Annotated in this window: 21 protein-coding genes; 7 read left to right on the top strand and 14 right to left on the bottom strand. The window is 46.5% G+C overall.

What is annotated here, in order from left to right:
- Nucleotides 1–160 precede the first annotated feature (160 nt).
- The 6 genes from I2H74_RS25240 to I2H74_RS03975 form a co-directional block, all read right to left on the bottom strand.
- Nucleotides 161–316, bottom strand: a complete 156-nt coding sequence (locus tag I2H74_RS25240; RefSeq protein ID WP_420707409.1) for a hypothetical protein — start codon at nucleotides 314–316, stop codon at nucleotides 161–163.
- A 534-nt stretch (nucleotides 317–850) separates the two neighbouring features.
- Nucleotides 851–1453 (bottom strand): response regulator transcription factor, encoded by a 603-nt coding sequence (locus I2H74_RS03955; protein ID WP_195571802.1) that lies wholly within the window; start codon nucleotides 1451–1453, stop codon nucleotides 851–853.
- Nucleotides 1450–2592 carry a sensor histidine kinase gene (locus I2H74_RS03960; protein WP_324253991.1) on the bottom strand — a complete coding sequence of 381 codons (1143 nt, stop codon included), beginning with the start codon at nucleotides 2590–2592 and terminating at the stop codon, nucleotides 1450–1452. Before I2H74_RS03960 ends, I2H74_RS03955 begins: the two co-directional genes overlap by 4 nt.
- Nucleotide 2593: 1 nt before the next feature.
- Nucleotides 2594–3337, bottom strand: a complete 744-nt coding sequence (locus I2H74_RS03965; protein ID WP_195571805.1) for an ABC transporter permease — start codon at nucleotides 3335–3337, stop codon at nucleotides 2594–2596.
- Complete coding sequence (locus tag I2H74_RS03970) at nucleotides 3321–4238, bottom strand: ABC transporter ATP-binding protein (RefSeq protein WP_195571806.1); 918 nt, start codon at nucleotides 4236–4238, stop codon at nucleotides 3321–3323. Before I2H74_RS03970 ends, I2H74_RS03965 begins: the two co-directional genes overlap by 17 nt.
- Nucleotides 4239–4534: 296 nt before the next feature.
- The gene (locus I2H74_RS03975) at nucleotides 4535–5107 is read right to left on the bottom strand and encodes an NUDIX hydrolase (protein WP_195571808.1); all 573 of its coding nucleotides are present in this window, start codon (nucleotides 5105–5107) and stop codon (nucleotides 4535–4537) included.
- 162 nt (nucleotides 5108–5269) lie between these two features.
- On the opposite strand from I2H74_RS03975, the gene I2H74_RS03980 reads away from it, so the two are divergent.
- The 6 genes from I2H74_RS03980 (at nucleotide 5270) to I2H74_RS04005 (ending at nucleotide 14269) form a co-directional block, all read left to right on the top strand.
- Nucleotides 5270–6253 (top strand): ABC transporter permease, encoded by a 984-nt coding sequence (locus tag I2H74_RS03980; RefSeq protein WP_195571809.1) that lies wholly within the window; start codon nucleotides 5270–5272, stop codon nucleotides 6251–6253.
- Nucleotides 6254–6273: 20 nt separating this feature from the next.
- Nucleotides 6274–7161 carry a carbohydrate ABC transporter permease gene (locus tag I2H74_RS03985; RefSeq protein ID WP_324253992.1) on the top strand — a complete coding sequence of 296 codons (888 nt, stop codon included), beginning with the start codon at nucleotides 6274–6276 and terminating at the stop codon, nucleotides 7159–7161.
- A 138-nt stretch (nucleotides 7162–7299) separates the two neighbouring features.
- A complete protein-coding gene (locus tag I2H74_RS03990; protein WP_195571811.1) occupies nucleotides 7300–8805 on the top strand; it encodes an ABC transporter substrate-binding protein in 1506 nt (501 codons plus the stop codon).
- 99 nt (nucleotides 8806–8904) lie between these two features.
- Nucleotides 8905–10641: a sensor histidine kinase gene (locus I2H74_RS03995; protein WP_195571813.1), complete on the top strand. Its 1737-nt coding sequence runs from the start codon at nucleotides 8905–8907 to the stop codon at nucleotides 10639–10641.
- An 18-nt stretch (nucleotides 10642–10659) separates the two neighbouring features.
- The gene (locus tag I2H74_RS04000) at nucleotides 10660–12279 is read left to right on the top strand and encodes a helix-turn-helix domain-containing protein (protein WP_195571815.1); all 1620 of its coding nucleotides are present in this window, start codon (nucleotides 10660–10662) and stop codon (nucleotides 12277–12279) included.
- 190 nt (nucleotides 12280–12469) lie between these two features.
- A complete protein-coding gene (locus tag I2H74_RS04005) occupies nucleotides 12470–14269 on the top strand; it encodes a glycoside hydrolase family 30 protein (protein ID WP_195571817.1) in 1800 nt (599 codons plus the stop codon).
- Nucleotides 14270–14420: 151 nt separating this feature from the next.
- On the opposite strand, the gene I2H74_RS04010 is transcribed toward I2H74_RS04005, so the two are convergent.
- The 3 genes from I2H74_RS04010 to nrdR all read right to left on the bottom strand — a co-directional run bounded on the left by I2H74_RS04010 (nucleotide 14421) and on the right by nrdR (nucleotide 18076).
- Nucleotides 14421–16340 (bottom strand): copper resistance protein CopC, encoded by a 1920-nt coding sequence (locus I2H74_RS04010; RefSeq protein WP_195571819.1) that lies wholly within the window; start codon nucleotides 16338–16340, stop codon nucleotides 14421–14423.
- Between the two features lie 12 nt (nucleotides 16341–16352).
- Entirely contained in the window at nucleotides 16353–17411 is a 1059-nt protein-coding gene (locus I2H74_RS04015; protein ID WP_195571821.1) for a DUF4198 domain-containing protein, read from the bottom strand.
- 182 nt (nucleotides 17412–17593) lie between these two features.
- The gene (nrdR, locus tag I2H74_RS04020; RefSeq protein WP_195571822.1) at nucleotides 17594–18076 is read right to left on the bottom strand and encodes a transcriptional regulator NrdR; all 483 of its coding nucleotides are present in this window, start codon (nucleotides 18074–18076) and stop codon (nucleotides 17594–17596) included.
- Between the two features lie 122 nt (nucleotides 18077–18198).
- Here nrdR and I2H74_RS04025 point away from each other — a divergent pair, with 122 nt between their 5' ends.
- The gene (locus I2H74_RS04025) at nucleotides 18199–18420 is read left to right on the top strand and encodes an alpha/beta-type small acid-soluble spore protein (protein WP_085496522.1); all 222 of its coding nucleotides are present in this window, start codon (nucleotides 18199–18201) and stop codon (nucleotides 18418–18420) included.
- 114 nt (nucleotides 18421–18534) lie between these two features.
- On the opposite strand, the gene I2H74_RS04030 is transcribed toward I2H74_RS04025, so the two are convergent.
- The 5 genes from I2H74_RS04030 to polA all read right to left on the bottom strand — a co-directional run bounded on the left by I2H74_RS04030 (nucleotide 18535) and on the right by polA (nucleotide 24157).
- Entirely contained in the window at nucleotides 18535–19113 is a 579-nt protein-coding gene (locus I2H74_RS04030; RefSeq protein ID WP_229106318.1) for a lytic transglycosylase domain-containing protein, read from the bottom strand.
- Complete coding sequence (gene coaE, locus I2H74_RS04035; RefSeq protein WP_195571827.1) at nucleotides 19110–19706, bottom strand: dephospho-CoA kinase; 597 nt, start codon at nucleotides 19704–19706, stop codon at nucleotides 19110–19112. The genes I2H74_RS04030 and coaE overlap by 4 nt, the downstream gene beginning before the upstream one ends.
- A 71-nt stretch (nucleotides 19707–19777) precedes the next feature.
- Nucleotides 19778–20485: an MntP/YtaF family protein gene (locus tag I2H74_RS04040; protein ID WP_195571829.1), complete on the bottom strand. Its 708-nt coding sequence runs from the start codon at nucleotides 20483–20485 to the stop codon at nucleotides 19778–19780.
- A 111-nt stretch (nucleotides 20486–20596) separates the two neighbouring features.
- A complete protein-coding gene (mutM, locus tag I2H74_RS04045; protein WP_195571831.1) occupies nucleotides 20597–21427 on the bottom strand; it encodes a DNA-formamidopyrimidine glycosylase in 831 nt (276 codons plus the stop codon).
- Nucleotides 21428–21496: 69 nt separating this feature from the next.
- On the bottom strand, nucleotides 21497–24157 hold the full coding sequence (gene polA, locus I2H74_RS04050) for a DNA polymerase I (RefSeq protein ID WP_195571833.1): 2661 nt from the start codon (nucleotides 24155–24157) through the stop codon (nucleotides 21497–21499).
- Nucleotides 24158–24301 lie beyond the last annotated feature (144 nt).

A 24301-nucleotide genomic window follows, 5' to 3' on the forward strand; every position in this document is an offset into this window, starting at 1 on the left:
CAGTATGGCAAGAGCCGCTGCATCGAAAGGGGGGCTGCTGTCTGTTGATCCCACAGCTGTCCAATCACACCTCACTATGCATATACAGTGACCATCTTGCTCATGACCTTTTTTTATGCAGGAGAGAAACCGGAGAATTTATGGGTAAAGTTTCATTGGCCTAAAATGTTTCCAAGAATCCGACTCGATCCGCTTCAATCAGTGCCTTCACCACATTGACGGATATCGCACTGCAAGGAGCATCTGACGTGGCAATCGTAGGGATGACGACGACGGGGAGCTTTGCATAATTGGCAGCAGCCTTGGCTGTATCCATTGCCTTGCCTCCTCCAAGACCAACGATCATCTCACATTGCTTCACTTTAGCAGTTGAAGCAATGCAAGGCGACTAACTTCTCGGTCTTTACATTCCCCAAGGAAGCCGCTAGGACCGAGCTCCACGACTCCCCGCTTCATGACAGGGTTCAATGAAGACTGGACACGCTCTAGATCAGTCGCATGCGCGACAAGCAGAGCCTTCTTTCCAGGCTGGATCTTGTATTCGTCAAGCTATTGCACAATATTCCTGCTTGCTGCACATATTTTGTTGGAGACTGATAGATCATCATGCTAGAACCCTCTGGACAGTGTTTTCGAACAAAGATCCCCCTATTCCGCCACTGCTGGATCCGTGTAACCTATCACAGATCTCACACCTAGCTCAGCAACATAGACTTCATTCAGCATCCACTATCTATATGTGCGCATAAAAAAAGAAAACCAGTCTTCACCGCGACGGTTCTCTCATTTGCTGCCTACTGTGATAGGATGGTCTAATGATCATCTTTGGCATATTGCCCAATGATCGTTTTTAAATCCACCCCTTCTCCTGAGCCGTATGTATTGCATCTATCCTGCTCTTTGCATCCAGCTTCTGAATGATTTCCGAGATATAGTTGCGGACGGTTCCTGTGGATAAAAATAATAGCTTCGTGATCTCCGAAGTCGATTTGCCCTCTGCGAGGAGTAGAAGAATCTCAGTTTCGCGAAGTGTGAGCGGATTTGGCTCATTCATCATATCAAACATCAATTCAGGACTGAAGATTCTTTTGCCTGCCATGACTTTTCGTATCGCATCCGCTAAATCGTCAATAGAGCTGTCCTTTAGCAAATATCCATCCACGCCAATCTTTGCCGCACGCTCAAAATAGCCCGGCTTTGCGAATGTTGTAAGCATAATAATCTTAGCGGGATGCTGTTGCTCCCGCAGCGACTCTGCTACCTCAAGACCGCTTCTAACCGGCATTTCAATATCCATCAGGCAAACATCAGGTTGAAGCTCTTCAATGGCAGACAGTGCTTCCTCCCCTTGTGTCGCCTGACCAATCACTTCCATGTCGTCTTCCAAATTAAGCAGCGAGCCTAAAGCTCCAAGCAGCATACGCTGATCTTCCGCAATAAAGATCCGGATCACAGCAACGCACCTTCTCTCTCTTCTTTTTCGATTAAGGGAATCTCTATGATGAATAAAGTTCCAATTCCGTGTTCACGTGACAGCGTAAGCGTACCGTCAATAAGAACTAGGCGTTCCTCGATTCCCTTTAATCCATTTCCACCGGCTCGACTAGTGTTTAATCCTACGCCATCATCTCGAACGGAACAATAAAGTCCAGCAGCAGTCCGCGCAATTGTAATCCAGCAGTTCGCAGCTTGACTATGCTTAACGACGTTCGTTACCGCTTCACGCAGACATTGGCTCACGATATTATGGATCAGCGGAGGGATATTTGTAAGTTCTGGCTCTTGTTGAATCTCAACATGGACATCCGCTGTCTTCAAGATCGCCTCGGCTGCGATGAGCTCTTCTTCGATTGTGCTGGCCCTCATGTTCGATACCAGCTCTCGCACCTGCTTTAATGCTGCTCGCGAGGTTTGTTCGATCTCCTTCGCCTCCTGCTGCGCTCTTTCCGGATCTTTCGCAATTAAGCGGTTTACAAGCTGGCTCTTCAGCGTAATTAAGGACAGCGTATGACCGAGCGTATCGTGCAAATCTCTTGCAATTCGTGTACGCTCTTCACGCTTCACGAGCTCCTTGATCTTCTCATTCGCTTGATCCAGCTTCATCTCAAGCTCTGACTTCTTCGCCATGGATCGAATACCGAATGGCGAGAGCAGCATAATAAGCAAAAAAGGCAGAAAGAACAAGGTGTCTGGCGATACAAGAATCCCGTAGTAAAACACAGGAACCAGCATCAGCACCGCAAAAGCGATAAGCGCGATTCGGAAGGGCTTCTTCTCGTGATACCAGCCGATAAAGTTAGCTGGAAAGAAGCCCGAATACAAAAAGTTCGGATCGTAAAAAATGCTTAGGATAAAGACAATTCCCATCTGCAGCGCAAGCCAGTAATGAAAGGCGCGGCGCCCCATCGTCATATACAGCTGACGATAAGCCACAATGAACACTACGAGAAGCGAATAACCAATCATCTGCTTCCAGCCTGTTTCATTCCTTAACATAAGCAAAGGCAGCACTAAATAAATAAGAAAGAGATACGGAAAAAATCCGTATCGTTTTGGAAAGAGTTGAAACGTTTTTCGTGGATTGGCGTTCACGCTAGCTTACACCTGCTTCTTGTTTTCTACGTACATATTTAGATAGTAGCATAAAGAAGATGAAGTAGCCCAGAAGAATAAGCACGCTTTTTAAGGCAGGAGCCTCTCCGCGAACGATTAGCCACGCACCATTGCCATAGTTATAGGAAGGCAGCCACTGCCCAATGGTTTGCATCAGCTTTGGCATTATTTCAAGCGGCATCCAGAGTCCGCCAGATATCGCAAGAACCATGTACAGCACGTTACTGACAGCAGATGCTGTCTCTACCTTTTTCATCGTACCAACCAATGTTCCTAATGCGAGAAACGGGATCGATCCTGCGAGAATCCAAAGCCCGCTTGAGATCCATTCGAATATGCTTAGCGTTACGCCGTTTATCAATGCTCCAGCACTAAAAATGACGATAATCGCAAAAAGATGAATAAACGTCTGCCCTACCATCTGACCCGCGAAATAAATCGAATCCGGCAAAGGTGTAATCCGCATCAGCGTCGACCAGCCTTGTGCCCGCTCTTGAACCATTCGGATGCCTAGCGTCATCATGGAAGAGCCCATCACGCTAAAGGTTGTCATCGACATCAAATAGTGCGCCTGCCATTCCGCTCGATCGGGGGCGCCTGTATTCACAACCTTCGTAAAGATAAAGTAGAACAGAATCGGCATAAATAAGGACCAGAACACATAATACGGGTTGCGCAGAATGCGCAGCATCTCGATCTTGCATTGCTTAAACAAGAGCTTCATCTTGACCGACCTCCTTCATATCTGTCGTAAGACGTTCGAACACTTCATCAAGCTTTCCTTGCTCAATGCGAATGTTTCTTGCCCCGACATTCTCTCTAAACAACAGCCCAAGTACAGCATCCGTATCTTCAGTCTCAATCCGAATGATGCCATCCTGCTCATAAATGTGGATCACCTCAGGGAAGCCATTCAACAGCTTCACCCATTCCTGATTCGCATTAAAGGTAACAAAGGATTTCGTAATCCTCGCTTTTATGGCAGCCGGAGTATCGTCCGCCACAACTTTGCCTCGATTGAACAGCACGATCCGCTTCGCAATCTCGTCTGCTTCTTGCAAGTAATGTGTCGTAAACATAATCGTCTTTCCCTGCTCCGACAGTGCGCGAATCGTCTGCCAGAAGCGCTGTCTAGACGTAATATCCATCCCGACTGTCGGCTCGTCGAATAAGAGCAAATCGGGGTTGCCTGCAAGGGAAAGGGCAAAGTTCAAGCGCCGTTTCTGGCCTCCGGACAGCTTTTCCACACGGATGTGGAGCTCTGTTTGTGTTAATCCTGTCAAAGCGATGAGCTCCTGTAGGGACAGAGGATTCGGATAATAATGTCGGAATAAGTCGAGCAGTTCTCTTACCTTTAAGCCATCCATTACGCTTACTTCCTGCAGCATCGTGCCCATCCGCTCGCGAACCTCTTTATCGGTAGGAGACTTGCCGAACAGCTTGACTTCACCTGCACTAGGCTTTATCAGGCCAAGGATCATGGAAATCGTTGTCGTCTTCCCTGCACCATTTGGCCCGAGTAAAGCCACGATTTCCCCTTGCTGTATCGTGAATGAAGCATCTTGAACGGCTGCCTTATCTTTAAATGCCTTTGTTACGTGCTGAACCTGCACAACCTCTTTCATGAATGGACACCTCCGCATCTACTACTTTAAGTGTATAGGGGAGCATGCAGCCTTATAAGTAGAAGTTGTCATGAGATTAAGGTGACAGGTGTCATATGTAGAAATGACCGTTTACACTTGACTTTTATCTTTACGAATAAAAAACAGGATTCTCTGCCTCCGAGAATCCTGCCTAATCCATCCTTTGTTTATAAACAGAAACGACAGAACCTAAATTCTTTCAACTGCAGCATCAACACCCTTACATTCCGCGACACTTGTTCACGAAAAAGTCGCTTTGGCCAATCTCTTAGCGATTAAAGGTTGCTGAGACTTGGCGCACGGCAGCACCCGTATTGTTGAAAGAAGCCTTCCAGATAAGCTGATCGGCGAGCTTCATCGTTCTCCAGGCTTGGGTCAAGCGACCTAACAAATGAATCCGCCATTTGGTCATCTTCAAAATAGCCGTGCAAATGAATACAGCTCTCAGGCAAGGTAAGGCTCTTCAAAAAGATCGGAAGATTCGTTGCAATGCCTCGATTATCCGGATGCAGCATCCATTCAAGCTCCTTCCAATCCAGAATGCCCTCTTCCGTTGCAATCGGCGTAGGATATTCTTCTCCTTCTCGCATGTCAGCTGTATAGACATACATGCCCCCAGGCCAATCTCCCCTTACTGATGACCATGTGATCCATCCTGCAAAGCGAATATGTTTAAAGACGAGCCCCGTCTCTTCCAGCATCTCTCGACGCATGGATTCAGCAGGCGTCTCCCCTTTCTCGATCTTGCCGCCAACCCCGTTCCAGCAGCCCATCCAAGAAGAACGCTCGCGATTAAGCAGCAGTATCTTTGTTCCTTGATGTATCAGTCCCAAATTATAGATAAGCATTACGACACTCCCTTCCATACCAGCACACGATTTACAATATCCTCATAACCTCGGGTAACAAGTCACAATCGTACTAATAGAAGGTCACGATCTTAGTAGTGAGCCCCAAAATCGCCCTACTATAATAAAGGTAGATCATACGAGAGATTAAGGGGTGAGGTAATGAAGGCATCAGAAACCGCTTCAATTCCGAGTACAAACCAATCGATGACAGTCGTCAAAAAGAAGCAGCGTCCTTTTATGCGCAAACTAAGCAAATACAAGTGGCTACTGCTCATGACGCTGCCTGGCATTATCTATCTTTTTATCAACAACTATATCCCGATGTACGGGATCATTCTGGCTTTCAAAAACTATAACTATGTAGATGGGATCTGGGGGAGCCCTTGGGCAGGCTTCGATAACTTCAAGTTCCTGTTCCAATCTCCGGACGCGTACATCATAACAAGAAATACCGTCTTGTACAATGTCGCCTTTATTAGTATCAACTTGGTGCTCTCACTATTTGTCGCCTTGCTCATGAATGAGATCAAGGATAAGGTTATCTCTCGATTTTATCAGAGCACGTTTTTGCTTCCGCATATTATTTCAATGGTTATCGTCGCTTATCTCGTATACAGCTTCTTGAATGTTGAAAACGGTTTAGTCAACCGATTGCTCGTCGATTTGTTCCACATCGATCCGATTGCTTGGTACAGCAACCCCGATTATTGGCCGTATGTGCTGATTATCGTGAATGCCTGGAAAGGGGTTGGCTACTCCGCCATCATTTACTTTGCAGCCATTATCGGTATTGACAAGGAGTATTACGAGGCTGCCACGATTGATGGCGCCAGCAAGTGGAGACAGATGACTCGCATTACCCTGCCATTGATTGCGCCTGTTATTACGACCCTAACGCTGCTTGCTGTCAGTGGAATATTGCGTTCTGACTTCGGATTGTTCTATCAGGTTCCAATGAACTCAGGCGCATTGATGCCGACGACCAATACGATCGATACGTTCGTATATCGTGCCATGATTCAGCTCGGAGATATCGGTATGTCTTCAGCTGCAGGCGTGTATCAATCCGCCGTGTGCTTTGTTCTCATCTTAGGTGCGAACCTTGCAGTCCGTAAGATTAATAAGCAGAACTCTCTATTCTAAGAGCAAGGAGGTATAACATCGTGAAGCAAAGTCGAATCTTCCAATTTGGAATCCATACTTTTTTCTGGCTGTTTACGCTGGCTTCATTACTGCCGTTCTTATTTATCTTTATTATATCTATCTCATCTGAATCATCCATTAACGCAAAAGGCTACTCCTTCTTTCCGAGTGGGATCAGCTTTGCCGCTTATAAGTTTCTATTCTACGACTTCTCTGAGATTCTTAAAGCATACGGCGTCACGATCTTTTGTACCGTGCTGGGGGTTATCCTCTGCCTGTTCATTACGACCCTGCTTGCCTATCCGCTGTCACGGATGGAGCTGCCGTTTCGAAGCAGCATTTCGTTCTACATTTTCTTTACGATGCTCTTTAGCGGAGGGATGGTGCCTTGGTACCTCACCTTTACGAACATTATTCCGCTCAAAAATTCATTGCTTGCCATGGTCATCCCGGGCATGCTGCTAAGCGCCTTTAATGTCCTGCTGATGCGAAGCTTCTTTATGAATTCGATTCCCGACTCTGTTGTGGAATCAGCAGCCATTGATGGTGCAACCGAATTCAAGATCTTCTATAAGATCATCATTCCATTGTCCTTGCCTATTATCGCAACAATTGGGCTGTTCTCCACCCTAGGCTTCTGGAATGACTGGTACAACTGTATGCTTTTTATCGATAATCCGGATCTTTACAATATTCAATACTTAATGACCAAATCGTTGACCAATATTCAGTTTCTATTGATGAAGTCCAACCAATCGAATCAGGTCGGAGACATTCTCGCGACCATGCCGACCGAAACCGTTCGAATGGCGCTTGCGATCATCGGTCTCGCTCCGCTCTTGTTCGCTTACCCGTTCTTCCAGAAGTACTATATCAGTGGGATTACGACAGGGGCTGTAAAAGGCTGATTGGAGGCTCGCTAAACAGACTTCTCGACTCGCAGTTGGTTCCTTTAAGGAGGTGATTTGGTTCAATCGTGATACGAAAGAGTGAAGACATTAACTGAGGGGATTCATACGATATTGACTTTTGAGAGGAGAACAAAAATGAAACAATTACGGATCTTGCTTGCAGTATTCATGTGCAGTGCGCTTTTATTGTCAGCATGCGGCAGCGGAGGCGGCAGTACGAATCAGGCTTCAGATTCTTCTTCAACCAATACAGAGAAAAAACTAGATCCCTACAAAATCACACTCGTGTATCCAGGCACTGCGCCTAAAGATCTTGAGCTTGTTCAAAATGAAATGAGCAAATACTTAACCGAGAAAATCAATGCAACGATTGAACTAAAGCCTATTGAATGGGGTTCTTGGACAGATAAGACGAACCTGATGAAGATCTCCAATGAGAAATTTGACCTGCTCTTCACAGCAAACTGGTTTAACTATGCAAGCGATGTATCCAAAGGCCAATTCCTAGAACTTGATGAACTAATGAAAGAACACGGTAAAGACATTCCAGATATTCTTGGACCTGACTTTCTTCAAGGCTCTAAGATTAACGGCAAATTATATGCCCTTCCAACCAAGAAAGAGTTCGGACAAGGCTTTGGTCTTCTGCTAAGCAAAAAACTCGTCGATAAGTACAACATCGATACAAACGGCATAAAGAGCTTTGATGAAATTGAAGCGATGTTCAAGCTTATCAAGGAGAAGGAGCCGGATGTCATTCCAATCGTCTCCAGCAAATATACAAGCACCTTCAGTGCGGCTAACTACGACGGCATTACAACGAACCTTGCCCTCCCTCGCGGCAGCAAGGATCTCAAGATTGTCGATACGCTTGAGGATCCAACAATGGTTGATTACTACAAGCGCATTCGTGAGTGGAATCTGAATGGCTGGTTTGACAAGGATGTCTTGACTTCGGATTCAGACCAAGCCGTCCAAATGATCAAAGCAGGCAAAGCATTTGCTGTTGGTCAATCGCTGAAGCCAGGCAAAGATAAGGAAATGAGCGTTACTTATGGTACGGAATTCGTTCAAGTTGAAACGTTCGAGCCATTCACGACTACTGGTGAAGCGCAAGGTGCCATGCTTGGTATTTCCCGTACCTCCAAGGACCCTGCAAGAGTCATGATGTTCTTGAACCTGCTCTATAGCGACAAGCAGCTGATCAATATGCTCGACTGGGGCATCGAAGGCGTACACTATGTGAAGAAATCCGAAAATGTGATCGATTACCCAGACGGTGTAACTGCTGATTCGCAAACGTACCCGAACCCAGGAAGCTGGATGTTCGGCAATCAGTTCAACTCCTACCTGTGGGCAAATGAAGACCCGCAAAAATGGGAGCAGTTCGAGGAGTTCAATCAACGCTCAGAGCGTTCGCCAATTCTGGGCTTTACCTTCAACCCAGAGCCTGTCAAGTCTGAGCTGGCGGCACTCGACAACGTCTCGAAAGAATTCTCCCAAGGCCTTAACAGTGGATCTGTTGACGTTGACAAAGCGATTGCACAATGGAAAGAAAAGCGTGCTGCCGCAGGATTCGATCGTGTGAAAGCCGAAGCTGAAAAGCAGCTGCAAGAATGGCTCTCTTCACAAAAACAATAAAAAAAGAGCCTTACGGGAATCTACCCTAAGTATTATACTTAGGGTAAGATTTCCTTTTTTTGTTGACTATCGCGCTTGCTGAATAAGGAGAATCGAGAGATGAAGAGTTCGCTTCACAAGAGACTTACGATTGGCTTTCTTGCCATTACCGTACCATTCGTCATCCTGCTTCTTTACAACAATCTGTATGCGTCCAACACGGTTCGTGAGCAGGTGGCGCAATCCAATAAGAATGCGATCATGCTCTATGCCAATCAGATTCAAGCTGGTTTGAATCGGGAGACGAATTACCTGTACAATCTCGCGGTCGAAGACTACAATATTATTCAGCTCCCTAGAATCATTCAGGATGACTATGAATATACGCTAACGAAGTATCGAATCTATAATGAATTAAGCCGCTTCCACCATTATTACAGCACCATCGACTTTGAATTTGTCTATACCGTCAAGAATAAGGATCTGCTGCATACGCTGATTCCTTCTGATTCCTATCAAGAGATATACCAGATGAAGTCTACGCTTCATGAGCTGCTTGAGCGGGTAAACAGCAGCAGCCGATATTTCAAGCAGTGGTCTTTAATAAAATACGGAAATGAAAGCGCTTTATTAAGGCTGGTCGACACCGGGTCCGGCGTCTATCTGGGAGCTTTCGTCCGACTTCGGAACTTAATGATTCCGCTTGATTTAATCGAGCTTGGCGAGGAAGGCTTTGCCTCCTTTGTCTCAAAGGAACATGAGATCATTACAGCACGCTCGCTCCGTCCTTCATCGCTCAGCATGCCGGACTTTTCTTTTCACCCTGAACAAATGTATCAGTCGATTAAGCTTGATCAAAAGAACTACATCGTCGTGACAAGTCCAATCGAAGGTACAGACACGATGCTGAGCGCCTTTATTCCTGAGCAGAGCATGCTGCAGAATCTCATTTATTTTCGCTCGCTTATCTTTATTGTGCCGGTATGTGCAGCTATCGTTCTATTCATCTATCTCATGTATTTGAATGATCTCGTTCTTAAGCCGCTTCGCAATCTGATCAATGGAATGCGCAAGTTGAAGCAGGGAGATTGGAATATAAGACTTCACTCTTCGAAAACGAAAGAATTCACGATGATCAACGATACCTTCAATGATATGGTCTCCCAGATTGAGGAATTGAAGATTCATGTCTATGAGGAGCAGATCAAAGCGCACAAAGCGGAAGTCAAGCATTTGCAGCTGCAGATTAACCCGCACTTTTTGCTGAACTCTATTAATGTGATCTATAATCTCGCGCAGATTCAGAAGAATGATATTATTCAGCTTATGTGCATGAATCTGGTCAAATACTTCCGGTTTACGACTCAGACTCACCGAAGTGTCGTTACGATTGAAGAGGAGCTTGATCATATGGAGAGCTATATCCATATCCAGCAGTACCGCTTCCCTAACCGGATCACGTATCAATTCGATATCGAAGAGGAGCTTAGGACCAAGTGCATCCCGCCGCTCATCATTCAGCCGTTCATCGAGAACTGCTTTAAATACGGCTTTGACTTTATGGACGTTCCATTTCATATTCAGATTGATATACGTACCCTTAACAAAGAAGACGAGCTCATGATGATTAAGATTAGTGACAATGGAGCTGGCTTCCCTGCTGGTGTGCTATCTGAGCTTCAATCCGGAGCTTACTTCAAGTCTCACAGTGGAGAGCATCTTGGGATTTGGAATGTGTATCACCGCTTAAAGCTAATTTTTGGATATGATGCTACCATTCTATTCGAGAATGAGAACGAGGCAGGAGCCAGCATTACCTTACAGATGCCGATTCGGTCCATGGAGCAGTTCCAATAGTTCAAGAGGGGGATAACCATGTCATACAGAGCACTTATTGTAGACGATGAGATCTATGCGGTAATGGGGATTAAGAGCGGCGTAAAGTGGGAGGAGCTTCATATTACAGAGGTGTATGAAGCCTACCATATTCGAGAAGCGATGCAGGTGATGAGCAAGGCAAGCATCGATATCCTGATCTGCGATATTGAGATGCCAAGAGGCAACGGTATTGAGCTCTTAGAATGGGTCAATGAGCATTCGCCGAATACAGAGACGATATTCCTGACGGCGCATTCCAACTTCTCGTTTGTCCAGCGTGCCATTCAGCTCGATGGCTTTGACTATCTGCTGAAGCCTGTGGAGTATCATGTGCTGCAGGCGACGATTGGAAGAGCGCTCGATACAATCAAGCAGGAGCGTGAGGTTGCTTCACTCAGGGAGCAATACAAGCCCTATTACAACCTGTGGCTGAAGAAGAAATCACTCATCTCGGATAAATTCTGGAATGACCTTTTTTCTAAAAAGATCACCTGCTCCTCAAGCAATACAGAACGTTTGATCCATGAATACGTGCTGCCCCTAACCTCAAGCACGCTTATCCTTCCAATCGTCATTAGCGTAGAGGGATGGGATCGAGAGCTGAACAGCGCAGATGAAGAGGTATTGGAATATGCGCTTCGCAACATTGCAAGAGACCTCATGCTGCTTGGCCGTCATGGAGATGTCATTCAGACCAAGCTTGGCGTGAATTGTGTCCTCCTCTTTATCGAGCAGGCAGATGAGCTTAATTCCGCCTGGCTTGAGGAACAATGCCGCCAATATATTCATTATTGTCGCGAATACTTGTACAGCTACGTTTCCTGTTATATAGGCAAGGCTTCCCTGCTGTCTCAGGTGGGCCTGATGTATAAAAAGCTTTTGGATATGGAGTACAACATGATTAAGAAAAAAAGTCAGGTACAATGGTATAAAGAATCGCATTCTTCGGCTCAGAACACGAAGCTTCCTGAATTTACAACTTGGACGCTGCTCATCGAACAGGGCAAGAAGGAGGATATGGAAAAAGAACTATGCCGCTTCTTCACTGCTCTAGAACAGGAGAAAGAGCTGAACGCGGACGTGCTGCATGCGTTCTATCATAGCTTTGTACAGATGATTCACTATATTCTGCATAAGCGTAGTCTGTCTCTTCATCGCTTGATCCAGCGAGCTGAGGATACGCTTGTCGAAGCGATACCTCGCTCCATAGCAGATATGGAGCAATGGGCGCACCGGCTGCTTGCCATTGTTCATGATCAATTGCATAAGGATGATTCCGTTATTCATCGCGTTAAGCGATATATTCACGATCATCTGAGCGAAAGCATTACGCGTGAGGAGTTGGCTGACCACGTACACTTGAACCCTGCTTATCTGTCTCGGTTGTTCAAGAAGGAAGTCGGAGAATCGTTAACCGACTATGTGCTAAGTGAGCGTATGAAGGTTGCAAAGGATTTAATTATCAATTCATCCATGCCTATATCGGATATTGCGCAATCCGTCGGCTATACGAATTTTTCATATTTTACAAAAATGTTCAAGAAGCAGTACCAATATACTCCCCAGCATTATCGTCGGCACCTTGAAGATCAACCGATAAAGTCCAGTTCTGGATAAATGTTGTTAATTGATTGTAAACGCTATCAGAATGTCACGAATGTATTAGAATGATGTCACAAGATTGTTAGTGACTTGTGATGAGGATTGCTACAATATGGGCTGAAAGCCCGCGAACAGGATCTGCTTATAAGCTTAGGCTTTCCGTTAGATTTAAGCTTTCTCAAATCATTAGAGAGGTGTGAGCTTAATGTTGAAGAAGTTCCTGAAGTCAAGTCTCATCGCAAGTGTTCTTCTCATGTCAGTCATATCGGTTCCGTTCACCGCAGGTGCAGCCTCAAGCGTGACTGTGAACTGGAATGACGTCAAGCAAGACATCGATGGCTTAGGCGTATCCCAAGCTGGATGGTCAGACGCAGTATACGATTTGCAAGAGCCTGTTCGCAGTCACATCATGGATTTGCTGTTTGATCAAGAGGAAGGCATCGGGGCTTCCATCTTCCGTGGAGCAATCTTCGCTGAATTCAACCCTTCTCCTGGCGTGTACAACTTTAATGCAAGACCGGATCAGGTATGGGTTATGCAGCAAGCCAAGGCTCGCGGTGTAGACAAGATTGTCGCTAGCTCCTGGAGTCCGCCAGCATGGATGAAGACGAACAATCAAACGACACATGGCGGCTTTCTAAAAAATGAAAACTACGGGGACTTTGCAACATTGATGTCCAAGTTTGCGAAAGAATACAAAAGCCAGTTTGGTATCGATATCTATGCGATGTCCATTGCCAATGAGCCGAATTCCATGACCTTCTTGAGCTGGGATTCCAGTGAGTGGAATTCGACACACTTCCAAGTGTTCATTCGTGACTACTTGAAGCAGGCTATGATTGCTGAGGGCGTACAGAATACGAAGGTCATCGCTGGCGAGTCCTCCTGGTGGTCTGAGGATCTGATCAAGGATTCCTTGAACGATCCAGCTGCTGCAGAGCGTCTTGATATTGTAGCTGGCCATAACTACCCGATTCCGATTATTAATGCCGAGATGCCAACGACGCCATTCTCAACTGCTGTATCAAAAGGAAAGAAAGTGTGGATGACCGAGGTATCTTCTGTTGATACGTATGATCCAGGCATTAACTCCGGTCTCAAATTCGCGAAGCAGCTCCATAACTTTATGACAAAAGCGAATGTGAACGCTTGGCTGTACTGGACAGGAGCTATTCCTGGCAGCAATGATGAAGGCTTAATCAATGTATATAAAGATACAAATACGTATCAAGTGACGAAGCGCTACTACACCTTCGGCAACTACAGCAAATTTATTCGCCCTGGCTATGTCCGCATTGGTGCAACTGAGAATCCGCAATCGGGTGTATACACATCTGCTTACAAGGATCCTGTTACCGGTAAATTCACCATTGTGGCAATCAATGATACGGATGCCTCTGCTCCGCTCAATCTAACACCTAGCGGATTCAACGCAGGCTATATTACGCCGTACACGACTAATTCCAGTCTTAGTTTGACTCAAGGAGCCAACATTCCGTTAGCAAACGGCAGCTATTCGGTTGTCGTACCGCCTAAGAGCGTTGTAACCTATGTCGGTCAAAATGGCTCTGCACCTGCTCCTGTACAGACCATGACGGATAACCTGAATGACTGGTCCTTAACGAGCTCCCACACTAGCGGGCTTGCAATGGATTCCACAAATACAGGTTACTTTGACGGAGACACATCTCGTGTGAAGCGTAATGAAGGCACAACACAAAGCTTTGTGTATAACCTTCTAAACATTCAAAATTTCAGTGCCACACTGTATCAATTCAGCGTGTGGGATGGCGTAGCTTTCTACGCCTCCCCTGATAACCAAAATTGGACGAGAATCGAGCATGTCAGCACGCCTGGCGTATATACGGGAAGCAAATGGTATCGCAAGGAGTATACGCCTTCAGCAGCCATTCCGGTTGGGACCCAGTACTTAAAGGTAGAGCTCTCTGGCTCTGATTCATGGGAGAAGCAGGTATCCAAGGTTGTTATTCAATATACACCATAATCGTCATGATTTGAGATCAATCCTATAACCAATCCTGAGGAACAAACCTAACAAAGCAGCTAATAATCAGCCTACAACTGAAAGCAGACCTTTTCCGCAATTTGGTTGCGAGCAAAAAGGTCTGCTTGTGTATTGCAGTCAACTCCCAGGACTACATGGGAGGCATAGAACTAGCCAGCCAACCTGCAGCGATGAATAGCAAGAGAGCGGCGATCAATTCAAGGCGAATACCGAACAGCAGCTTGCGCTGTACGCTCACATTGGAGTTCGTCGTCATCTCACCTTGACCTGCAGCATGCTTTAATTGAGGCATCAAGTAGTACCGGTGATAGGCTGCAAGCAAGATGACAAGTACAAATAGAATGATTTTGACAACGACAAGGTTGCCATACCCGTATTGCACGAGATCATTCACTTGTTTGACCTTATTCAACGTAAGCCCAACTCCAGATAGAGCAGCGGCACCCATTAGCACAATCGCAAAGACTGCGAATTTCCTCAGCAGTTCACTCCAGTGTCGAGCAAATGCATCCCTGCTATTCTGATTCGAGCTTCCCTTCCAGCTCATTACAAGCAAGCCTGCTAAGCCTCCACACCAACCAACTGTTACAACCATATGAATGACATGCATCCATACGCTGAAGGAAAGTCCGCTGCCGGGTTGATAGGCATGCCCTGTTAGCGGAAAGGTGATGGACAGGATAAGAAGCAGCAGCAATCGTACATAGCGCCATATTTCTCCCATAAAGCGAGGCATGAGCAGGAGAATAATCAGTATGCCCATTGCCATACGAAGGAGAGACATCCAACCAAGCATCATTGAGCCTGCCAAATGCATGAATGCACTGCCCCAATCCCCTTGCCCAAGCTCGCTCGAGAGCTGGCTTAATCGTGCGAAGCCGCTGATGATAAGCAGACCTGCAGCTGCATATAGCCATTGCTGTATCCTTGAGGCTTGCATGGATCTGCCAGGAGACAGCCAATCGATAAAGAACAAAGTGCCTCCAATAAAGACATACGCTATAACTTCGAGAATACGATACAAATTAGAGAGACTAAAGGTTAACGGTGCTTCATGACTGCTGTCGCTTAAAGAGGCCTCATGCTGATGGGCAGAAGTGGAGGCTTCCAAGCTGCTATCGGATACAATTGGAGCTTCATCACTGCTACTTGTGCTTTGATCCCCGATTGACCCAGCTGTATGATGGTCATGCCCGGAATCCGATTCCTGCTGAGTGCTTGCTGCCGATTGTTCCTGATTGGTAAGGCTCTCTTGTTTGACAACAGTACGATTATCCACCACATTCTCTGTCTTATTCTCATCCTCCTTGGCAGGAGGATCCGTCTTTTGTGCTGCTTCCGTTCCTTCATTCTGATTAGACGGAGCTGCATGATCTGATGGTTGATCAGGCTTCTTCTGACTCTCCTTTGCCGCTGGGTTCGAACTGATGTCTTCCTTTTTATTTTCGGTACCTGAGGCCTCAGGCGACGGGCTGTTTTTAGGCGGGGTTACAGGCTTGGAACCGCTAGGCTTGCTGCCTGCATCTTTGCCGGAAGTCTTTCCCCCATCCCCCTTTGTCGCTGTGTCCTTATCTTTGGATGGAACATTCCCGCTATTAGAGACGCCTCCTTGCTGATTCCCGGAAGAATCCGAAGGGTCGTCGAGCGATATACTTCCTGTAGGCCCTTTCTTTGTTAAGGACACCCCCACCGCAAATCGATAGGAATCCTCTGTTACATGCGTATCAACAGATAGTGTTTGCCATTTCACTGTATACATGCCATTGCTAAGCTTTAGGCCGCTCACCATTAACGTCCGATTATCCATCGCACTAAGCTCGCTAGGCATGACATTGCCTGATTCGTCCAGCACCTGCACAGAGCTAAGCTTGGTATCAATATCTTCGGTAAATGTCAGATGCATGACACTAGGCGCTGTCGTTAGTTCAGATTCAGGCTTTGGATCAGCTGAAGCCAAATAGGCATGTGCCTCTGCAACACTTGGACGTAAGCCTATATTTCCAATGATGAACGTGATGACCAAAACAAATACGAACAAACCTTTTCTCATAGCTTCATCGACCTACTTCGTGTACACATGAACGGCTGAGCGAAGCCCTCCAACTACCGGGAAAAACTCTAGATAAGCACCAGCCTTTTCAGCAGCTTTTCGGATTGATACTTCATCTTTTCCATCATAGCCCTGCAAATAAGTTTTTGCTGCTGATTCTGTAAGCAAGGTGGAGCCGTTCTTTAATACGACGTCTTTCTCATCCACTTGCTTGCCATTTACATAAACGAGAGGCTTAGGATTTACTTGCGCAGCTGGAATCTTATACTTGCCATTTTGAACAGTAAAAGTCATCGTTGCTTCATAGCTCGTCGAAGTATATTGACCTTCTACTTTGTCTGTTGCAGAAGAAGGCTTAGCACGAAGCAAATACTGATCTGCTTCTTGTACTACAAAATGAATAATTCCCTTCTCGTTCGTCTTTAGAATTTCGGATGTGGAGTTATTGCGTTTGATCAGTGTAACCTCAGTATCTGGCTGTGGCTTGCCTTTCACCAATAGTTGCACGGATACAGTTTGCTTAGGGGTAATGGCAGATGGATTGACCAGTGGAACAAGCTCTGCGCGATCCGTGCTGGTTGGCTTGCTGAAGCCTTCGAGCTTAGCTGTACGCTGTGCAGTTGGTATGTCACTGACGGCTACAAAGGATTTCGCACTTCGAAGCGTGCGTGTCGCTTGATTATCATGCTTAAAGATGCTGTCGCCTTCAGCCGTAATAATGTAGGCTCCAGGGGTAGAGCTATTAAACGACGCAATATAGCCGTTGTTGATGCCGGACGTTTCGGAAGCAGCCGTTTCACCGGTATAGTACAACGTAGAAGAGATATCTACTTTCTTGCCGGCCGGAGTCGTTACGTATACTTTCGTGGTATCCGCACTCCACCTTCCTTCGATCCGATAGCTGGCATGATTGTTCGAATGATTTCCAAGAAGCAGGTCTACGTAGGAAGATTCCCCTACTGCAACAATAGGAGCGTTCGTCTCGGTCCAGCCGTCATGAGCATAGACAGGCAACGCGATTGCAGCAGATAAGAGCAGCGTCGAGCAAATAGCAAATAATTTTTTGGACATCAGTGAACTCTCCTTTTTAATCGGTCATATTCCACCATTCCGATGGACAATCTTATTGTAATATGACATTCCTCACAGCACATGACTCACATGAGCTATTGGAAAGCCAATCTTGTTACGAAATCTTTACAAAAAAAGCCCCTCCTGCTTCTTGCACAGGAAAGGCTTAAACCGGGTCCTTCTTATTTTCTCTTGGCATCGTCAGATAAACTGTCTTTCGACAGCAATGTACTGAGTTCTTTCATAAACATGTTTATGTCCTTGAATTGTCGATATACCGAGGCAAAGCGCACGTAAGCAACCTCATCAACCGGATACAGCTGTTCCATAACAATCTCACCGATCGCTTGACTCTCTACCTCTGCTTGAGCTGTTGTGCGAATTTGTCTCTCGACCTCAGATACGATGGCTTCCAGCTGCTCGACAGATACTGGGCGCTTCTCGCAAGCGCGAATAAGGCCTCGAAGCAGCTTCTCTCTGCTGAACTCTTCACGGCTGCCATCCTTCTTAATGACGATAAGCGGCGTCTCCTCTACCATCTCGAAGGTGGTAAAGCGACGGCTGCACAGCTCACATTCGCGGCGCCTGCGTATCGACTTGTTATCGTTTGCCGGCCTCGAATCCAGTACTTTCGTACCGTTATGATCACAATAAGGGCATCTCATATAGGAGCATTCCTCCTCTCTTTATTCATCATTCTAAGTTCCAAAACATCCCATGATTTGCTTGTAATGATATTAGAAAGATTGCGCACAATATCATTACCAACCGCAAGGAGGTGAAAGAAATGAGCCAAAACAACCGTTCTAGCAACAACCTAGTTGTACCGCAAGCTACTGGCGCACTTGAGCAAATGAAGTTCGAGATCGCACAAGAACTTGGTATCGCTATCCCACAAGATGGATACTACGGTAACATGGCTACTCGTGACACTGGTTCTATCGGTGGTTACATCACGAAGCGCCTTGTTCAAATCGCGGAACAACAACTTGCTGGTCAATACAAATAATGAATTCCTAAGAAGCATCGGATAAGTCATCGCTTGTCCGATGCTTCCTCTATCTCTGGACTCAGAATGAAGCTAACCTTTCTAACCTATTTGGCAATGAATTGACTCTTCCAGTCAGGTATACACATTTTTGTACTTCTCATAATAATGGAATACCTTCTTCACATACAACCTTGTTTCGTTAAAAGGAATTGAATTTTTTGCCGTTTCCAGCTGACCATCCCATGTGCCGTTCTTCAACCACTCATTCACATTCCCTGGACCAGCGTTATAGGCAGCAACTGCCGCAACCATATTATGATTGTACATTTTGATTAAAGACTTCAGATACCATGTTCCAATAGTAATATTTGGGTCAACCTCGTTTTTCAATTGATCCATCGTATACAGCTTCCGGATTTTCATCTGCTCCATTGCCCATTCCGCTGTGCTTGGCATCAGCTGCATGACGCCTAAAGCTCCTTTTCGTGATTCTCTTCCGGCTATGTAATTCGTTTCTACACGAATGATGGCTGCGACAAGCAGGGGATCAAGCTCTTGATCCGTCGCTTTCTGGCGAATCGTTTCTTTATAAGGGATGGGATACATCCATTGTCCCAGCCACTCAGACTGCAGCACCCATATCAGCAAAAAACCGACGACCAGGACAAACAGCCATTTTTTTTGACGCAACGTTTTCATGAACATACTCATAGCATGCCCTTCTTCTTCGCAAAAGAAAGCACTTGCTGCTCAGTATCTTCTAACCCCTTATCATTCATGATTACAACGTCCGCATGTGCTCGCTTCTCTTCAATATCCAACTGAGCATTCAATCTAGCTTCAGCTTGATCTTTTGTTATACCATCCCGCTCCATCAAACGCTTTAGTTGAAGCGATCTTGGAACATATACGACCATAATCTCCTCGAATAGACTCTCCATCTTCGATTCAAACAAGAGGGGCACGTCCACCACTACAAGCCGATTCCGATCTTCTTTCTCGTATGCATCCATTCGGGCAAACATCACTTTTCGTATAGCTGGATGGGTAATCGCATTTAAAGCCTGACGCTCTGTCTCGTTATGAAATACAATCTCGCCAAGCTTCTTCCGGTTCAATGATCCATCCTCCTGCAGCACCTCAGATCCAAAGCGCTCTGCAATCTGCTGAAGGACTGGACTGCCAGGAAGCACAACCTCCCTGGCGATGCGGTCCAAGTCAATTAAGGCTGCACCGTGCTGCACTAATAAGGCAGCAACAGTGCTTTTGCCAGAAGCGATTCCTCCTGTCAATCCAATATTCATACGTTCACCTCATATAGAAACCAAAATAAGTGTCTCATTTTGATGCTCACATAACCTTTTATCATTCACTTTTAGAATAGCTTCATAATTCCAATCACAATCAGCAGACAGCCTGGCAAAAAGGACAACCGCTTCAGCCATCTCCATTGACCAAATGTAATGCCGATTCTCATCCCCAGCTGCAGAAAGGTGCCGCTAAACAGGGCGATAATGAGGGCAGTCCATATGGGAGGATAGCCAAGCAATGCAGCTCCAATACCTGCTCCAAAGGCATCAAGCGATAGAGCGGCTCCGAGCCATGCGGCCTCTGACGCGCTAATCGTTCCCGAACGGTCTATATCAGCAGCATCAGGCGTTCTTAAGATCTGGATAATGATGCCCATTCGCTTTAGCTGTATCTTCAGAATCTGCTGTACCTGAGGCTCTGGGCTTGACTGCAATCCTTCCTGAGAAGACTCCTGCTTAAAGGACTCTTCGACCTTCACCTCAACACTGCTCGTGCCGTCTTGAGACTTGAAAAATTGAATCATGGCCCAAATACCGATGCCAATCAGTATAAGTGCGCCTAAGATGCTAGCTGCTCGATCGGAGAACCAGTGGATAAATAAAGCCCCAACATGCATCGACAACAAAATGACGAGCCCTGAACAGAGCGATATGATGAGTACCGAGATCCAAGGAATTCTTAAACGCCTCATCCCGTAAGTAAGCCCTACGCCGAAGCTGTCCAGACTAAGTGCAAACGCCAATACCAATAGTGACGCAACATGCGCAAACAACTTTATTCCCTCCCTGCCGACCAACTCTGATGAGAACAATGGCCTTAACCAATGTACCTTATCATATGGGAAGCAGAGAACTTTCGTGCATCCTTAGAAGAATAAGGAACGTCAGCTTCTCGGCTGGCAGCTTGGACAGGTGTGGGTACCTCGTCCACCTACAACAGACTTCTCAACAAGCTGTCCGCAGCGAACACACGGCTTTCCTTCCTGTCCATACACCTGAAGCTGATGCTGGAACATCCCCATCTCTCCTTGTCCATTCACATAGGATTTGATTGAGGATCCGCCCGCATCGACGGCTTGTTGAAGCGTATAGATAATCGCTTCGTGCAATCGCTTGAGCTGTTCATCGTTAAGTGAGTCAGCCTGTGTCATTGGGTGTATCCCTGCTCGGAACAAAGCTTCATCCACATAGATATTGCCAAGCCCAACGATGATATGTTGATTGAGAAGCACCGGCTTAATAAAGCTTCGGCGGTTGCCAAGCTTCTCCTTAAGAAGCTCTGCGGTGAATCCGTCCTGAAGCGGCTCGATGCCTAGCTTCTTAAGCGGCGCCTCCCGCATCTCTTCCCCAGGTGAGAAGAGATGCATCGTTCCAAACTGCCGCACATCCTTATAACGCAGTTCCGTTTCGTCATCGAAGTGGAAGATCACATGAGTATGCTTCTCAACAGGCTCATCGGACGAATAGACCCCGTAGCGGCCTTCCATTCGGAGATGAGACACCAGGACAAGATCATCCAAGTGGATCAGCAAGAACTTGCCTCTGCGACCCACCTCTTGTATTGTATGTCCGGCGAGAGCCGCACAGAACGACTCAATCTCAGCAGGACGTTGGATAATGCGAGGCAACGTTACTGTGACACGATCGATTTTTTTACCTTTAACCAATGTATTTAAAGTTCGTTTTACCGTTTCTACCTCTGGCAATTCTGGCATTGCATATCACCTCACTTCCCATTATACCTGATCCGTTCAACATGAAGGGAAGCTGGTTGAATTTACGTGTTACTTCGCTTCATACCAGTTGGCGCCGCTGCTCACATCTGCACGAAGCGGCACTTGAAGCTTAATCGCTTGCTCCATAATTTCAGGCACCAGCTTCTCCATCAGCTCTACCTCACGCGGAGGAACCTCAAATACCAATTCATCGTGTACTTGAAGCAGCATGCGGCTCTCTAGCTTCTGCTCTTTAAGCGCAGCATCCATCTTCACCATCGCAAGCTTGATAATATCTGCAGCCGTGCCTTGAATTGGCGTGTTCATTGCCGTGCGCTCGGCAAAGGAGCGGAGATTGAAGTTCGAAGCATTAATCTCAGGCAAGTAGCGGCGACGCTCCAGCATTGTCTTCACGTAGCCCTGCTTTCTGGCTTCGTCCACGATGTCATGCATATATTGCTTGACTCCTTGGAATACCGCAAAGTACTGCTCAATAAACTTCGCTGCATCTTTGCGCGTGATATTCAGGTTCTGCGACAAGCCGTAGTCGCTGATGCCATATACGATGCCGAAGTTGACTGCCTTGGCGGAGCGCCGCATATTGCTGTCTACCTCTTCGGCCTTTACGCCAAAGACGTCCATAGCCGTCTTCGTATGAATATCCATATCGTGAATAAAAGCTTCCTTCAGCTTCTCATCGCCTGAGATATGAGCAAGCACGCGAAGCTCTATCTGTGAATAGTCAGCGGCAACAATCTTCCAATCTGCCTCGGTAGGAACGAAGGCCTGACGAATCTGGCGACCTTCCTCGAGTCGAATCGGAATATTCTGAAGATTCGGGAACTGAGAGCTTAGACGACCTGTAGCCGTAATCGTCTGGCGGTAATACGTATGAACGCGTCCCGTGTCCTTCCGAACTTCCTTCAATAATCCCTCGATGTAAGTAGATTGCAGCTTTGTCATCTGGCGATAGTGCAAGATGAGCGGGATGATATCGTGGTATGGCTCCAGCTTCTCCAGCACTTCAGCATCTGTAGAGTAGCCGGTCTTCGTCTTTTTCACAACGGGAAGCTGAAGCTTGTCAAACAGAATCTCACCAAGCTGCTTCGGAGAGCCGATATTGAACTCTGTTCCAGCCAGTTCATAGATTCGCGTCATCGTCTCTTCGATCGACGAGCTGAACTGCTCGCCAAGCTTCTTAAGCGCATCTTGGTTAACAAGAATGCCGGTCTTTTCCATTTGGGCAAGAATAGAAGAAAGAGGAAGTTCTAGATCATAATACAGGTGATCCATCTCATTGGCTTTAAGCTCCTCTTCCATCTTTGGAGCAAGCTGCTGAACAAGACTTGCCTTGCGTGATGCATGGATAGCCACGACCGATGTATCAGGCACTTTGAACTTCGCGCCCTTGCCATACACCGTCTCGTCACTGTCCATACTAGACAAGCCGAACTTCACAGCGAGGCTTTGCACCGTTGCCGCAGCATCGCTTGGGTCCAATACGTATCCAGCAAGCTGAATATCGAAGCTTGTCCCTTGATATGACACGTTCAACCAATGGAGGATAAGCTCTGCCCGATGAAGGTCAAAGCCAATCTTGGTCTGCTTCTCATCCTTCAGCCAAGCCCGAATAGGCTCTGCCTGATCATGGAGCAGCATATCCTTGCTTACATACCAGTATCGATCCTTAGATGCAAATACTATGCCAATCAATTCAGCCAAATGAGGGTTCTCGCCAAACGATTCTACTTGAATTGTTGTCACCTCATGAAGGGCGTCGACCAACTCGTTTACGTTAGAGTTATCGACGATAGCCGTGTCAAGCTCTACGGCTACAACCTCTGTCTCCAAGGATGGAGCGTCTCCTGTTGACAACTTTTCCACCCGATCAATCACCGACTTGAACTCAAGCTTCTTCAGCATCGGCAGCGCAGTCTCTGCAGGAATGCCATTGAAGGACATCTTCTCGCGCTCCAGCTCAATGGGAACCTCACGATAGATCGTTGCAAGCTGCTTACTCATACGAGCATCATCGGCATGATTCGTAATGTTCTCCTTCATCTTGCCCTTCAGCTCTTCAACATGCTCCAGCACGCTTTCTACGCTTCCATACTGGCTGAGCAGCTTAAGTGCCGTCTTCTCACCTACGCCTGGAACACCCGGAATATTATCAGAAGAATCTCCCATGAGACCCTTCAGATCAATGATCTGCAGCGGCGTTAGTTGATACTTCTCTTCAATCGCTGCCGGGTCATACTTCTCAATTTCGCTTACCCCTTTACGGGTCAGAACAATCGTTACATTGTCCGAAGCGAGCTGCAGCATATCCTTGTCTCCGGTTACAACCATCATCGTATGTTGCTCTTCATCGGCCTTTTTCGTCAGCGTACCGATAATATCGTCTGCTTCATATCCGCTCAGCTCGAAGTGAGCGATGCCGAGAGCATCAAGCAGCTCTCTCATAATCGGGAATTGCTCGGACAGCTCTGGCGGTGTCTTGGAGCGTCCACCCTTGTATTCCGAATACTCTGTATGTCTAAACGTGATCTTTCCTGCGTCAAATGCAACCAGTAAATGCGTCGGCTTCTCCTCTTCCAGAAGCTTCAGCAGCATTGTCATAAATCCATATACGGCATTCGTATGCAGCCCCTGCGCATTAGTCAGTGGCGGCATGGCATAGAATGCCCGATTGGCAATACTATTACCGTCGATTACGATCCATTTTTCCATATGTACACCTCGTCTACTTCTCTTGTTCTCATGATAGCATAGCACCGCCCCATAATGGAAATTTGCTGGCTCTATTGGCGATTATTTTTCCCATTTTAGAGTAAAAAGAAAAAATTCGAACAACAAAATACGTCATTCGAATCT

Source organism: Paenibacillus sp. 1001270B_150601_E10, assembly GCF_015558675.1.
GTDB lineage: Bacteria > Bacillota > Bacilli > Paenibacillales > Paenibacillaceae > Paenibacillus_B.